At 62.1% G+C, this 12,434-nt stretch carries 10 protein-coding genes; 1 reads left to right on the top strand and 9 read right to left on the bottom strand.

Annotation, left to right across the window (positions count from 1 at the left end; genetic code table 11):
- Positions 1 to 28: 28 nt before the first annotated feature.
- Positions 29 to 1,540, bottom strand: a complete 1,512-nt coding sequence (gene ppx / locus PQR08_RS15240; RefSeq protein WP_408161705.1) for an exopolyphosphatase — start codon at positions 1,538 to 1,540, stop codon at positions 29 to 31.
- Between the two features lie 268 nt (positions 1,541 to 1,808).
- On the opposite strand from ppx, the gene ppk1 reads away from it, so the two are divergent.
- Positions 1,809 to 3,872 carry a polyphosphate kinase 1 gene (gene ppk1 / locus PQR08_RS15235; RefSeq protein WP_035510828.1) on the top strand — a complete coding sequence of 688 codons (2,064 nt, stop codon included), beginning with the start codon at positions 1,809 to 1,811 and terminating at the stop codon, positions 3,870 to 3,872.
- A gap of 136 nt (positions 3,873 to 4,008) precedes the next feature.
- Here ppk1 and phoR read toward each other — a convergent pair whose 3' ends face one another.
- The 8 genes from phoR to glmM form a co-directional block, all read right to left on the bottom strand.
- A complete protein-coding gene (gene phoR / locus PQR08_RS15230) occupies positions 4,009 to 5,322 on the bottom strand; it encodes a phosphate regulon sensor histidine kinase PhoR (protein ID WP_035501624.1) in 1,314 nt (437 codons plus the stop codon).
- Between the two features lie 63 nt (positions 5,323 to 5,385).
- Entirely contained in the window at positions 5,386 to 6,087 is a 702-nt protein-coding gene (gene phoB, locus PQR08_RS15225; protein WP_035501625.1) for a phosphate regulon transcriptional regulator PhoB, read from the bottom strand.
- Positions 6,088 to 6,137: 50 nt separating this feature from the next.
- Entirely contained in the window at positions 6,138 to 6,842 is a 705-nt protein-coding gene (gene phoU, locus PQR08_RS15220; RefSeq protein WP_035501626.1) for a phosphate signaling complex protein PhoU, read from the bottom strand.
- Between the two features lie 39 nt (positions 6,843 to 6,881).
- Positions 6,882 to 7,757, bottom strand: coding sequence for a phosphate ABC transporter ATP-binding protein PstB (pstB, locus tag PQR08_RS15215; RefSeq protein WP_035501627.1), 876 nt, complete (start codon positions 7,755 to 7,757; stop codon positions 6,882 to 6,884).
- A 15-nt stretch (positions 7,758 to 7,772) separates the two neighbouring features.
- Positions 7,773 to 8,660 (bottom strand): phosphate ABC transporter permease PstA, encoded by an 888-nt coding sequence (gene pstA, locus PQR08_RS15210; RefSeq protein WP_035501628.1) that lies wholly within the window; start codon positions 8,658 to 8,660, stop codon positions 7,773 to 7,775.
- Complete coding sequence (pstC, locus tag PQR08_RS15205) at positions 8,660 to 9,643, bottom strand: phosphate ABC transporter permease PstC (RefSeq protein WP_035501629.1); 984 nt, start codon at positions 9,641 to 9,643, stop codon at positions 8,660 to 8,662. The genes pstA and pstC overlap by 1 nt, the downstream gene beginning before the upstream one ends.
- A gap of 125 nt (positions 9,644 to 9,768) precedes the next feature.
- Positions 9,769 to 10,800, bottom strand: a complete 1,032-nt coding sequence (pstS, locus tag PQR08_RS15200; protein WP_187605758.1) for a phosphate ABC transporter substrate-binding protein PstS — start codon at positions 10,798 to 10,800, stop codon at positions 9,769 to 9,771.
- Positions 10,801 to 11,024: 224 nt separating this feature from the next.
- On the bottom strand, positions 11,025 to 12,386 hold the full coding sequence (gene glmM / locus PQR08_RS15195; protein WP_187605759.1) for a phosphoglucosamine mutase: 1,362 nt from the start codon (positions 12,384 to 12,386) through the stop codon (positions 11,025 to 11,027).
- Positions 12,387 to 12,434 lie beyond the last annotated feature (48 nt).

Genomic DNA, 12,434 nt, shown 5'->3' with positions numbered 1-12,434 from the left:
CCGCTCGACGGGGCCTTTTCATGCGGCATCAGTCGCCCGTGTACACCACGCGATACGGCCGGCCGATCTTCTCCCATTCCATCGCTTCCTGAACGAGGCTGTAATCGGTGAGCGGATTGTTCGTCACCCATTCGCTCGGCAGATGCACGTCGAAACCGCCGCCCGCTTTTTTCACCTCGATGCCGGGCAGCCCGACATCCGCGCGGCGGCGCGACAACAGCGCCGCGAGCCGCAGACAGAAGAGCAGCGTCCACTCGACGTCGCGCGCCTGTGCGAGCTTGCCGAGCTTGCCCGCATGGCCGAGCACGAGCGCGGCGAGGCGCGCCTGATCGGTGCGCGAGAAGCCGGGCATGTCGGCGTTGCTCGTGATATACGCGGAATGCTTGTGATAGGCGCTATGCGCGATCGACAGGCCGATCTCATGCAGCGACGCCGCCCACGCGAGGAACATGCGGTTTTCCTCGCGCACGTCTTCGTCGGGTTCGCCGAGCTGATCATAAAAACTGATCGCCAGTTCGCCGATGCGTTCGGCCTGCGCGGCATCGACGCCGTAACGGCGCTTGAAGCCTTCGACCGTCACCGTGCGCATGTCCTGATGCTGCGAACGCCCGAGCAGGTCGTACAACACGCCGAGACGCAGCGCGGCGTCGGTCGTATCGGCGTATTCGATGCCCAGTTCCTCGAACACGCCCAGCATGATCGAGAGGCCGCCCGCCAGCACCGGTATGCGATCGGGCTTCAACGCGATGAGCTTCAGCCGGTTCACGTTCTCGGCCTTGATGAGCGCGCGTTTCAGCTTCTCCAGCCCGCCGCGCGAGATGCCGTGTGTGATGCCTTCGTCGTTGAAGCCGTTCGCCTCGATCAGTTCCGCGAGCGCGCGCGCCGTGCCCGACGAGCCGATCGCCTGATCCCAGCCGGTGCCCTTGTATTCGCTCGAAATGATCTGGATTTCGCGCTTGGCGGCGAGTTCGGCCTGACGCATCGTGTATTCGTCGACGTTGCCCGCCGGGAAGAACTGGCGGCTATGGCTCACGCAGCCGATATACAGGCTTTCCATGTGAATCGGCGTGTAATGCGAGCCGATGATGAACTCCGTCGAGCCGCCGCCGATATCGACCACGAGCCGTTTGCCCGCGCTTGCCGGCACCGAATGCGCCGCGCCCGCGTAGATGAGGCGCGCTTCCTCGCGCCCCGCGATCACTTCGATCGAAAAACCGAGCGCGGCTTCCGCTTCGACGAGAAAGTCGTGTGCGTTCTTCGCGACGCGCAGCGTGTTGGTGGCGACGGCGCGCACCTGATCGGGATGAAAGTCGCGCAGACGTTCGCCGAAACGCTTCAGCGCATCCCAGCCGCGCACCTGCGATGCGCGGTCGAGCATCTTGTCCTTCGACAGGCCGCCGCCGAGCCGCACGGGTTCGCGCAGCGCGTCGACCTGATAGATCTGGCTGCCGGCGGGCGTTTCCTCGACCCGTCCGACGATCAACCGGAAACTGTTCGATCCGAGGTCGACGGCGGCAAGTAGATGGGGATGTGTGACCATCGGAGTTCCAGATTCGTGAAGTGGGAAAGGCACTGTCACAGCGGCGCTGTTGCAGCGCACGAATTCTATTCTATGCCGACGCGGCCCGCGGCCCTTGCCAACTCGTTCGAAACCGCGTCTTTGCCGGAATCGCGCTTTTGCGCTAGCGACGCTATCCGCATTGTGAGTAGAATTTGTGAAATTCGTTCTGTCTTAAAAAAGACATCATACTGTGAGAGCATCCGAGAGTTCCTTTGCCCATCTGATCGAGACACCTTCCCTCCCTCCGATGTCCATACGCTATCCGCTATTCAACCGCGAACTGGGCATACTAGGTTTCAACGAGCGCGTCCTCGCGCAAGCCGCCGACACGACGGTTCCCTTGTTGGAACGCCTGCGTTTCATCTGCATCACCAGCAGCAACCTCGACGAATTCTTCGAAGTCCGGATGGCGGGTCTGCAAGAGCAGATGCGCGACAATCCCGGCTCGCTCTCGCCGGACGGCATGTCGCTGCAGCACGTCTACGATCTCGTCTCGGAGCGCGCGCAACGTCTCGTGCGCCAGCAATACTCGATGCTGCACGACATCGTGCTGCCTGCGCTCGAAATGGAAGGCATCTACTTCCACGGCGCGGAAGACTGGACCGAGCAGCAGAACGCGTGGGCGCGCGAATATTTTCACAACGAACTGCTGCCGGTGCTGACGCCGATCGGACTCGACCCCGCGCATCCGTTTCCGCGCGTGTTGAACAAGAGCCTGAACTTCGTCGTCGAACTGGAAGGCACCGACGCCTTCGGCCGCCAGGCGATGATGGGCATCGTCCAGGCGCCGCGCGCGCTGCCGCGACTCGTGCGCATGCCCGAAGCGCTGTCGGGTTATCCGCATGGTTTCGTGCTGCTGAGTTCGTTCATGCAGCACTTCGTGAACGAGCTGTTCCCGCATCTCGTCGTGCGCAGTTGCAATCAGTTTCGCATCACGCGTAACAGTGAGCTATTCGTCGACGAGGACGAAATCACCAATCTGCGCGTCGCGCTGCAGGGCGAATTGCCGGCACGTCATCTGGGCAACGCGGTGCGTCTGGAAGTATCGGCGGAAACGCCTCCGCATCTCGTGCGGCGTCTCCTCGATGAAGGCCAGTTGAGCGAACGCGATCTGTATCGCGTGAACGGGCCGGTCAATCTCGTGCGGCTCATGCAGTTGCCCGAGATGGTCGACCGCCCGGACCTCAAGTTCGTGCCGCATATTCCGTCTGTGCCGAAGGCGATCGCGAACACGTCGAATCTCTTCGATGCGATCGATCAGGGCGATATCCTGCTGCATCATCCGTACGAGAGCTTTCAGCCGGTGCTGGAGTTGCTGCTTCAGGCGGCGAAGGACCCGCAGGTCGTCGCGATCAAGCAGACGATCTATCGCACGGGCACCGATTCGCCGCTGATGGACGCGCTCATGCAAGCCGCGCGCAACGGCAAGGAAGTGACCGTGGTCGTGGAGCTGCTCGCGCGTTTCGACGAAGAGACGAACATCAACTGGGCGTCGCAGCTCGAAGCGGTGGGCGCGCATGTCGTGTATGGCGTGGTCGGCCACAAGTGCCACGCGAAGATGATGCTGATCGTGCGGCGCGTGTCGCAAGGCGGCAAGCTCGTGCTGAAGCGTTACGCGCATCTGGGCACGGGCAACTATCATCCGCGCACGGCGCGTCTTTATACCGACTTCGGCCTGATGACTTCGGATCAGGAAATGTGCGAGGACGTGCATCACGTCTTTCAGCAACTGACCGGCATCGGCGGGGAGATTGCGCTGCATCAGCTATGGCAATCGCCGTTCACGTTGCACGCGAAGCTCATCGATGCGATTCGCGCCGAGGCCGAACATGCGCGCGCGGGACGGCGTGCGCGCATCGTCGCGAAGATGAATGCGTTGCTGGAGCCTACGGTCATCGCTGCGCTTTACGAGGCGTCGCATGCGGGGGTGAAGATCGATCTGATCGTGCGCGGGGTGTGCTCGCTCAAGCCGGGCGTTGAGGATCTGTCGGAGAACATCACGGTCCGGTCGATCGTCGGGCGCTTTCTCGAGCATCATCGCATCTTCTATTTTTATGCGAACGGCAAGGAAGATGTGTTTCTTTCCAGCGCGGACTGGATGGATCGAAACTTTTTCCGTCGTGTGGAGGTGGCGTTTCCGATTCGCGATCGGCGGTTGAAGCGGCGAGTTATTGCCGAGGGCTTGTCGGTTTGTCTCGGCGATAACCAATCGGCCTGGGTCATGCAGAGCGATGGGCATTATCGGAAGCGGCGGCCGGGGAAGTCTATTCGCAATGCGCAGTTGGGGTTGCTGGCGAAGTTTTGTTCTTGATGGTTTTTGTTGTTTTGTTGTTGTCGCCGGATCCCGTTAGCGTGTCGGTTTATTAGCACTGCCCCTCCCCGGGGCGGGGCAGTGCTAATAGACCACCGCGAATACGGGATCCGGCAACAACAACCCCCAAAAAACCTTACGCAGCCAGCGACTTCCTCGAAGCCGTCCGCGACCCCGGAAACCGCACGATAAACATACTCCCCTTCCCCACTTCGCTCTTCACATCGAGCTCGGCATTGTGCCGCTGCAACACATGCTTGACGATGGCAAGCCCGAGCCCCGTGCCCCCCGTATCCCGCGACCGGCTGCGATCCACGCGATAGAAACGCTCCGTCAACCGCGGAATATGCTCTGCCGGAATCCCCAGCCCGCTATCCCGCACAGTGAACACCGCGCGCTCCTTCATCCGCTGCCACGTCACTTCGATCGTCCCGCCGTCCGGCGTATACCGCACCGCGTTCGTGACGAGATTGCCGAGCGCGCTCATCACCTCAGTCTCCGCACCCGCGATCGTCAGCGCATCATCGCTATGAAACGTGATGCGATGCCGTCCGCTCGACAGATTGTTCGCATCGTCTTCGAGATGGCGCATCACGGCACGCATGTCGAGCAGTTCATCACCCGGCGGACGCATGTCGCCTTCCAGATTGGCGAGCACGAGCAGATCGCGCACGATGTTCTGCATCCGCGACGCCTGCTGTTCCATCATGTCGAGATAGCGCATGCGGTCGGCCTCATCGAGCGGCAGTTCGCGCATGGTTTCGAGGAAGCCGGAAAGCACCGTGAGCGGCGTTTTCAATTCATGCGAGACATTGGCGACGAAATCGCGCCGCATCGAATCCGTGCGTTCGAGCTCGGTGATGTCCTGCGTGAGAATCAGCTTGCGATGGTCGCCATACGGAAACACCTGCACCGACACCGTGTACTTGCGATTCACGCCCATGCCGCGCATCACGAGCATCTCTTCGTAGTGGTGCGCGTTCAGATAGCGGACGAAATCCGGATGGCGCACGAGATGCGTGATGTGCTGGCGCAAGTCGCGCTTGGCATCGAGCCCGAAGTGCTTTTCGGCGATAGCGTTGCACCACTCGATCTGATCGTGATCGTCGAGCATCGCGACACCATTCGGCGACGCCTGGATCGCCTGGATGAAGCGCGCATGCTGTTGCTCGACCTGGCGCACCTGCGCGTGCCACCGCTTCGCGAGCTTGTGCAGACGGTAATAGATTTCGCCCCAGACGCCGAGCGCGCTCGGCACTTCGCCGTAGACCGGCGCTTCGAGCAGACGCCACAGGCGCTGCATGTGATAGGTGACGAAGAAGCCCTGCACGACCAGCATGAGCACCGCGAAGGCGAGCGCGATGCGCACGCCCGCCAGTGCGCCAATCGCTGCGCTGAGCGCGGCGAGCAGCGCGAGGGACACGATCGCACGCGTCCAGATGATGTTCATGTTGTCGGTGAGTCTGAGTGACGTTGATGCGGAACGTTAAAGCGGATGACGCCAGCCGCGAACTCAGGCGCTTTTCGCAAGCCGGTATCCGCTGCCGCGCACCGTTTCGATCATAGCATCGCAGCCCGCCGGCTTGAGCGCGGCGCGCAGACGCTTGATGTGCACATCGACCGTGCGCTCTTCGACGAACACGTGATCGCCCCAGACCTGATCCAGCAACTGCGTGCGGCTGTGCACGCGCTCCGGATGCGTCATGAAGAAATGCAGCAGACGGAATTCGGTCGGGCCGAGATCGAGCTTGATGTCGTTGCCCGAATGACTCGCCGCCACGCGATGCGTCGCCGGATCGAGGCGCAGGCCGTTGATCGCGACCACGTCTTCCGTCAGCTGCGGCGCGCGGCGGCGCAGAACCGCCTTGATGCGCGCCATCAGTTCCTTCGGCGAGAAAGGCTTCGTGACGTAATCGTCCGCGCCGATCTCGAGGCCGAGCACCTTGTCCTGCTCGTCGCCGCGCGCGGTCAGCATGATGATCGGGATGTGCTTCGTGCGCTCGTTGTTGCGCAGGTCGCGCGCGAACGAGATGCCCGACTTGCCGGGCAACATCCAGTCGAGCAGCACGAGATCGGGCAGCACGTCGCTGATCAGGTTTTGCGCCTGCTCCGCGTTGTATGCGCGGATCGGGCAATGTCCCGCATGCTGAAGATTCACCGAAATCAGTTCGGAGATCGCGGGTTCGTCTTCGACGACGAGGATACTGCTGGGCATCGGCACCTCTTGACCTTTTGCTTGAGTTAAAACGATTGCGCGCCCGACGCTCAGCTGAGCGCTTCGCGCTCGAGCTGGTCGCGCGAGATATGGCGCACGTCCGTGCCCTTCACGATATAGATGATGAACTCGGCGATGTTCTTCGCGTGATCGCCGATGCGCTCCACCGCCTTTGCGATGAACAGATAGTCGAGGCCCGCGGAAATCGTGCGCGGATCTTCCATCATGTAGGTCACGAGCTTGCGCACGAAGGCGCGGAATTCATCGTCGATGGCCTTGTCGTCGCGCACGATCTGCGCGGCCGCCACCGTGTCGAGACGCGCGAACGCGTCGAGCGCGCGGCGCAGGATCGACACCGCCATCTCGCCCGACAGCTTGATCTCGGCGATGTTCACCGTGCGCCCAGCGCCGTCTTCGTTGATGCGCTTCACACGCTTCGCGATCTTCTCGGCTTCGTCGCCGGCGCGTTCGAGGTTCGTGATCGTCTTCGAGATCGCCATGAGCAGACGCAGGTCGCGCGCAGCCGGCTGACGGCGCGCGATGATGTTGCTGCAGTCCTCGTCGATCTCGACTTCCATCGTGTTCAGGCGCGCTTCGGCCGCGATCACCTGATCCGCGATGCCGATATCGAATTCGTTCAGTGCCTGCATCGCGTTGATGATCTGCGACTCGACCAGACCGCCCATTTCCAGCACCTTCGACGACACTGCGTTGAGGTCGGCGTCGAACTGGCTCGAGAGGTGTTTATCGGACATATATGCTCCTTAAGCCTTTCTGTTTGACCTGGCTGACGATCAGCCGAAGCGGCCCGTGATGTAATCTTCCGTTTCCTTGCGGGCCGGCTTGATGAAGATCTTTTCGGTATCGCCGAACTCGATCAATTCACCGAGGTACATGTAGGCAGTGTAGTCCGAACAGCGCGCCGCCTGCTGCATGTTGTGAGTGACTATGACAACCGTGTAATCGCTTTTCAGTTCGGCGATCAGCTCTTCGATACGACCCGTCGAAATCGGGTCGAGCGCGGAGCAAGGCTCGTCGAGCAAGAGCACTTCCGGGCGGATCGCAATGCCGCGCGCGATGCAAAGTCGCTGCTGCTGGCCGCCCGACAGACCGTAGCCGCTCTGTTGCAGCTTGTCCTTCACTTCGGTCCAGAGCGCCGCTTTCGTGAGCGCCCATTCGACGCGATCGTCCATCTCCGAGCGCGAGAGCTGCTCGAACATCTTCACGCCAAACGCGATGTTGTCGTAGATCGACATCGGAAACGGCGTCGGCTTCTGGAACACCATGCCCACACGCGCGCGCAGAAGCGAGATGTCTTTCGTCGTATCGAGCAGATTGGCGCCGTCCATCAGGATTTCGCCTTCGGCGCGCTGCTCCGGATAAAGCGCGTACATCTTGTTGAACGTGCGCAGAAGCGTGGACTTGCCGCAACCCGACGGACCGATGAAGGCCGTCACCTTCTTCTCCGGAATGCGCAGGTTGATGTTCTTCAGCGCGTGATACTTGTTGTAGAAGAAGTTGAGGTTCTTCACCTCGATCTTCGGCTTGATGGAATCGGCAGGCTGCGAGGCGTGCGTCGGACGCACGCTGCCCGGCACCGGGCCACGCTCGACCGGCTTTGCGTCAGCCTTCGGATTCAGGTGGTTGACACCACTTTCGACCATATTCATGGAATCACTCCGCCCTTATTTCTTCGAGAAGATCGCACGCGCCAGGATATTCAGACCCAGCACGCCGAGCGTAATCAGGAACACACCGGCCCACGCGAGCGATTGCCACTGCGGGAACGGACTCATCGCGAACTTGTAGATCGTCACCGGCAGGTTGGCCACCGGCTGATTCATGTCCCACGAGAAAAATTGGTTCGACAGCGCCGTGAAAAGCAGCGGCGCGGTTTCGCCGGCGATACGCGCGATCGCCAGCAGCACGCCGGTCACGATGCCGCCGACCGACGCCTTCAGCGTGATCGACATCACCATCTTCCACTTCGGCGTACCGAGTGCGAACGCGGCTTCACGCAATGCGTTCGGCACGAGCTTCAGCATGTTTTCGGTCGTGCGGATCACGATCGGAATCTGCAACAGCGCCAGCGCGATCACGCCGGCCCAGCCCGAGAAGCGGCCCATTTTGGCGACGACGATCGCATACACGAACAGACCGACGACGATCGAAGGCGCCGACAGCAGGATGTCGTTGATGAAGCGCGTCACGCTCGCGAGCCAGCGCTTCTGGCCATATTCCGCGAGATACACGCCCGCGAGAATGCCGAGCGGCGTGCCGACGAACGTCGCGAGCACGACGAGCAACAGGCTGCCGACGATCGCGTTGGCGAGACCGCCGCCATCGGTGTTCGGCGGAGGCGTCGACTGGGTGAAGAGATCGACCGACAATCCGCCGATGCCGAGCTTGAGCGTCGTGTAAAGAATCCAGACGAGCCAGATGAGGCCGAAGGCCATCGCGGCGAGCGAGAGCGTCAGCGCGAGCGCATTGGTGCCGCGGCGGCGGCTCTGCAGCTTCTTGCGCGTGGCCTGCACGCGATCCGGATCCTGGTTGAACGTAGCGGGACGGCTCATTATTTACGGCCCTCCCCGCGTTCCATGCGCAGAAGCATCAGCTTCGAAAGCGCGAGCACGAAGAACGTGATCACGAAGAGAATCAGACCGAGTTCCATCAGTGCCGAGGTATGCAGGCCCGGGCTCGCTTCCGCGAACTCGTTGGCGAGCGCCGAGGTGATGCTGTTGCCGGGCGAAAAGAGCGACACGTTGTCGAGCAGGTTCGTGTTGCCGATGACGAACGTGACGGCCATCGTTTCACCGAGCGCGCGGCCGAGGCCGAGCATGACGCCGCCGATCACACCGGCGCGCGTATAGGGCAGCACGATCTTCCACATCACTTCCCAGGTCGTGCAGCCGATGCCGTATGCCGATTCCTTCAGCAGCACGGGCGTGACTTCGAACACATCGCGCATCACGGACGCGATGTACGGGATGATCATGATCGCGAGAATCACGCCCGCGCACAGGATGCCGATGCCGATCGGCGCGCCCTGGAAGAACATGCCGATGACGGGCACGTCGCCGAGCAGATGGCCGAGCGGCTTCTCGAAGTATTGCGCGAAGATCGGCGCGAACACGAGCAGGCCCCACATGCCATAGACGATCGACGGAATCGCCGCGAGCAGTTCGATCGCGACGCCGAGCGGGCGGCGCAGCCAAGCGGGCGACAGCTCCGTCAAGAAAAGCGCGATGCCGAAGCTCACCGGCACCGCGATGATGAGCGCGATGATCGAGGTCGCGATGGTGCCGTAGATCGGCACGAGCGCGCCGAACGTCTCGCTGGGCGGATCCCACTCCGAGCGCCACAGGAACGAGAGGCCGAACTTCTGGATGGTCGGCATCGAGGCGACGAGCAGCGAAACGATGATGCCGCCAAGCAAAAGCAGCGTGACGACGGCCGCGAGCCGTGTCACGCCGCCGAAAATGATGTCGCCGAGACGGCTGGGCGCGCGCTGCGTATGCGCTGCCGGCACCGCCGACGTTAAGTTGATGTCCGACATGGGAGCCTTGGTTTCGCTACGTGTCAGACCGCGCGGCAGCCTTCCGGCCCGCCGCGCGGCTTTCTTTGTTACAGACCGTCCGGGCTTCAGAAGCTTAGGACAGTTTCCAGCTATGAGTACTGCGCTTACTCGGCAACCGACTTGCCCGAACCATCCTTGACCTTCGCCTTCCATTGCGACTTGATTTCGGCGACGACCGAATCAGGCAGCGAGATGTAGTCGAGATCGTTGGCAGCCTGACCGCCGTTCTTGAATGCCCAGTCGAAGAACTTCAGCGTTTCCGTGCCTTGCGCCGGCTTCTCCTGCGTCGCGTGCAGCAGCACGAAGGTCGCGCCAACGATCGGCCATGCGTTCTGGCCCGGCTCGTTCGTGAGGATCTGGTAGAACGACTTCGACCAGTCCGCACCGGCCGCCGCCGCCTTGAACGTGTCCGTCTTCGGCTCGACGATCGTGCCGGCCGAGTTCTTCATGCCGACGTAGGTCATCTTGTTCTGCTTCGCATACGCCCACTCGACGTAGCCGATCGCGCCCGGCAGACGCTGCACGAAGGCCGCGACGCCGTCGTTGCCCTTGCCGCCCGTGCCCGTCGGCCAGTTCACCGTCGAGCCTTCGCCGACCTTCGACTTCCACTCGGGGTTCACCTTCGACAGGTAGTTCGTCCAGATGAAGCTGGTGCCCGAGCCGTCAGCGCGGCGGACCACGGCGATGTCCGTATCCGGCAGCTTGGCCTTCGGGTTCAGCGCGGCGATCGCCGGGTCATTCCACTTCTTGATCTTGCCCAGGTAGATGTCGCCGAGCACCTGACCCGACAACGTCACTTCGCCAGCCTTCACGCCCGGCACGTTGATCACCGGCACGACGCCGCCAACCACCGTCGGGAACTGGAACAGGCCGTCCTTCGCGAGTTCTTCATCTTTCAGCGGAGCGTCCGAGCCCGCGAAATCCACCGTCTTCGCGATGATTTGCTTGATACCGCCCGACGAGCCGATGCCTTGGTAGTTCACCTTGCCGCCGCCGGTCTTTTGGTAGGCGTCTGCCCACTTCGTGTAGATCGGAGCTGCGAAGGTAGAACCCGCGCCGGTGATGTCGGCGGCTTGCGCGGAGATGGCGAACAGGGCGCCAATAACGCCGGCCAGCGCGGTTTGCATCAATTTCATTGAAACCTCCAGGGTTTGTGAGCGTGTGTCGTGTATGCGTGTGAGACGACACCGCGAAATATAGGAGGAGTCTGTGACAGTAATATGAATTACTGTGAAGCCAGCATGTCATTCCGCTTACGTGCTGAAAGTTTGATCACGCCCGATTTGTCAAGGCGTCGATGCAAATAAAAAAGCGGGCCGCAGCCCGCTTTTAGAAGAATGTGACGAGTTTCAGTAAACGCCTACGAAGTCGCTTCTTTCACCACTTGCGCAATCGTTTCCGCGTACCGAACCGCATCCTTCTGCGCCGATGCTTCGACCATCACGCGCAAGACCGGCTCCGTTCCCGACGCGCGAATCAAGACCCGGCCGTGCGATTGGAGGGAATGCTCGGCTTGTTCGACCGCGCGCCGGATCGCATCGCTCGTTTTCCAGTTCGCGCCCGCGTTCATGCGCACGTTGATGAGCTTTTGCGGGAACAGGCTCACGCCGTGCAGCAAATCGGCGAGCGACTTGCCGCTGCGCTGGATCGCCGCGAGCACGAGGAGCGCCGAGACGATGCCGTCGCCGGTGGAGTGACGGTCGAGCGACAGGATATGACCTGAGCCTTCTGCGCCCAGCAGCCAGCCGTTCTCGCGCAGCTTTTCGAGCACGTAGCGGTCGCCGACGGCCGCGCGGACGAACTGCACGCCGGCTTCCTTCAGCGCCACTTCGACGGCCATGTTGGTCATCAGTGTGCCGACAGCGCCTTCCACCTTGCCATCGGTCGCGATGCGGTCCTTGACCAGCACGTAGAGCAGCTCGTCGCCGTTATAGAGACGGCCGGTCGAATCGACGATCTGCAAGCGGTCCGCGTCGCCATCGAGCGCGATGCCGAGATCGGCCTTGTGCTCCAGCACGGCGCGCACGAGAGCCTCGGGTGCGGTCGCGCCGACGCCATCGTTGATGTTGAAGCCGTTCGGCGACGCCCCGATCGACACGACTTCCGCGCCGAGTTCATGGAACACGTGCGGCGCGACGTCGTACGCGGCGCCGTGTGCGCAATCGACCACGAGCTTCAGTCCGCGCAGGTCGAAGTTCGCCGGAAAGGTGCTCTTGCAGAATTCGATGTAGCGTCCGCCCGCGTCGTCGAGACGCCGCGCCTTGCCGAGGCGCTCGGACGGCGCGCATTCCATCGGCTGTTCGAGCTGGCGCTCGATTTCGAGCTCGACTTCGTCGGGCAGCTTGTTGCCGTCGGCGGAGAAGAACTTGATGCCGTTGTCGTTGTACGGATTGTGCGACGCGCTGATCACGACGCCCGCCGACAGGCGCAACGCGCGCGTCAGATATGCGACGCCCGGCGTCGGCATCGGGCCGGCCAGCATGACGTCGACGCCCGCCGCCGAGAAGCCCGACTCGAGCGCTGCTTCGAGCATATAGCCCGACACGCGCGTGTCCTTGCCGATCAGCACCGTTGGGCGATTGCCCTTCTTCTGCTGGGCGCGGTCGGCGCCCGCCAGCACCTTGCCCGCCGCGTAGCCGAGCTTGAGTACGAAATCCGGCGTGATCGGCGCGACGCCGACGCGACCGCGGATGCCGTCTGTTCCAAAGTATTGACGTGCCATTGTTGCTGACCCTCCTCGCGGCCGTAGGGCGCTTGTTATCAGACCGCG

Origin of the sequence: Caballeronia jiangsuensis (assembly GCF_046030135.1) — a bacterium.
Lineage (GTDB): Bacteria > Pseudomonadota > Gammaproteobacteria > Burkholderiales > Burkholderiaceae > Caballeronia > Caballeronia jiangsuensis.
Note: the sequence above shows the minus strand (reverse complement) of the source record. Positions and strands in the feature narration are given on the sequence as shown.

Coding starts and splice junctions, on each gene's coding strand:
- pstC (WP_035501629.1), bottom strand. CDS start 9,643: ATGTCGGACATCAACTTAACGTCGGCGGTGCCGGCAGCGCATACGCAG.
- pstB (WP_035501627.1), bottom strand. CDS start 7,757: ATGAATATGGTCGAAAGTGGTGTCAACCACCTGAATCCGAAGGCTGAC.
- phoR (WP_035501624.1), bottom strand. CDS start 5,322: ATGAACATCATCTGGACGCGTGCGATCGTGTCCCTCGCGCTGCTCGCC.
- phoU (WP_035501626.1), bottom strand. CDS start 6,842: ATGTCCGATAAACACCTCTCGAGCCAGTTCGACGCCGACCTCAACGCA.
- pstA (WP_035501628.1), bottom strand. CDS start 8,660: ATGAGCCGTCCCGCTACGTTCAACCAGGATCCGGATCGCGTGCAGGCC.
- phoB (WP_035501625.1), bottom strand. CDS start 6,087: ATGCCCAGCAGTATCCTCGTCGTCGAAGACGAACCCGCGATCTCCGAA.
- ppx (WP_408161705.1), bottom strand. CDS start 1,540: ATGGTCACACATCCCCATCTACTTGCCGCCGTCGACCTCGGATCGAAC.
- glmM (WP_187605759.1), bottom strand. CDS start 12,386: ATGGCACGTCAATACTTTGGAACAGACGGCATCCGCGGTCGCGTCGGC.
- ppk1 (WP_035510828.1), top strand. CDS start 1,809: ATGTCCATACGCTATCCGCTATTCAACCGCGAACTGGGCATACTAGGT.
- pstS (WP_187605758.1), bottom strand. CDS start 10,800: ATGAAATTGATGCAAACCGCGCTGGCCGGCGTTATTGGCGCCCTGTTC.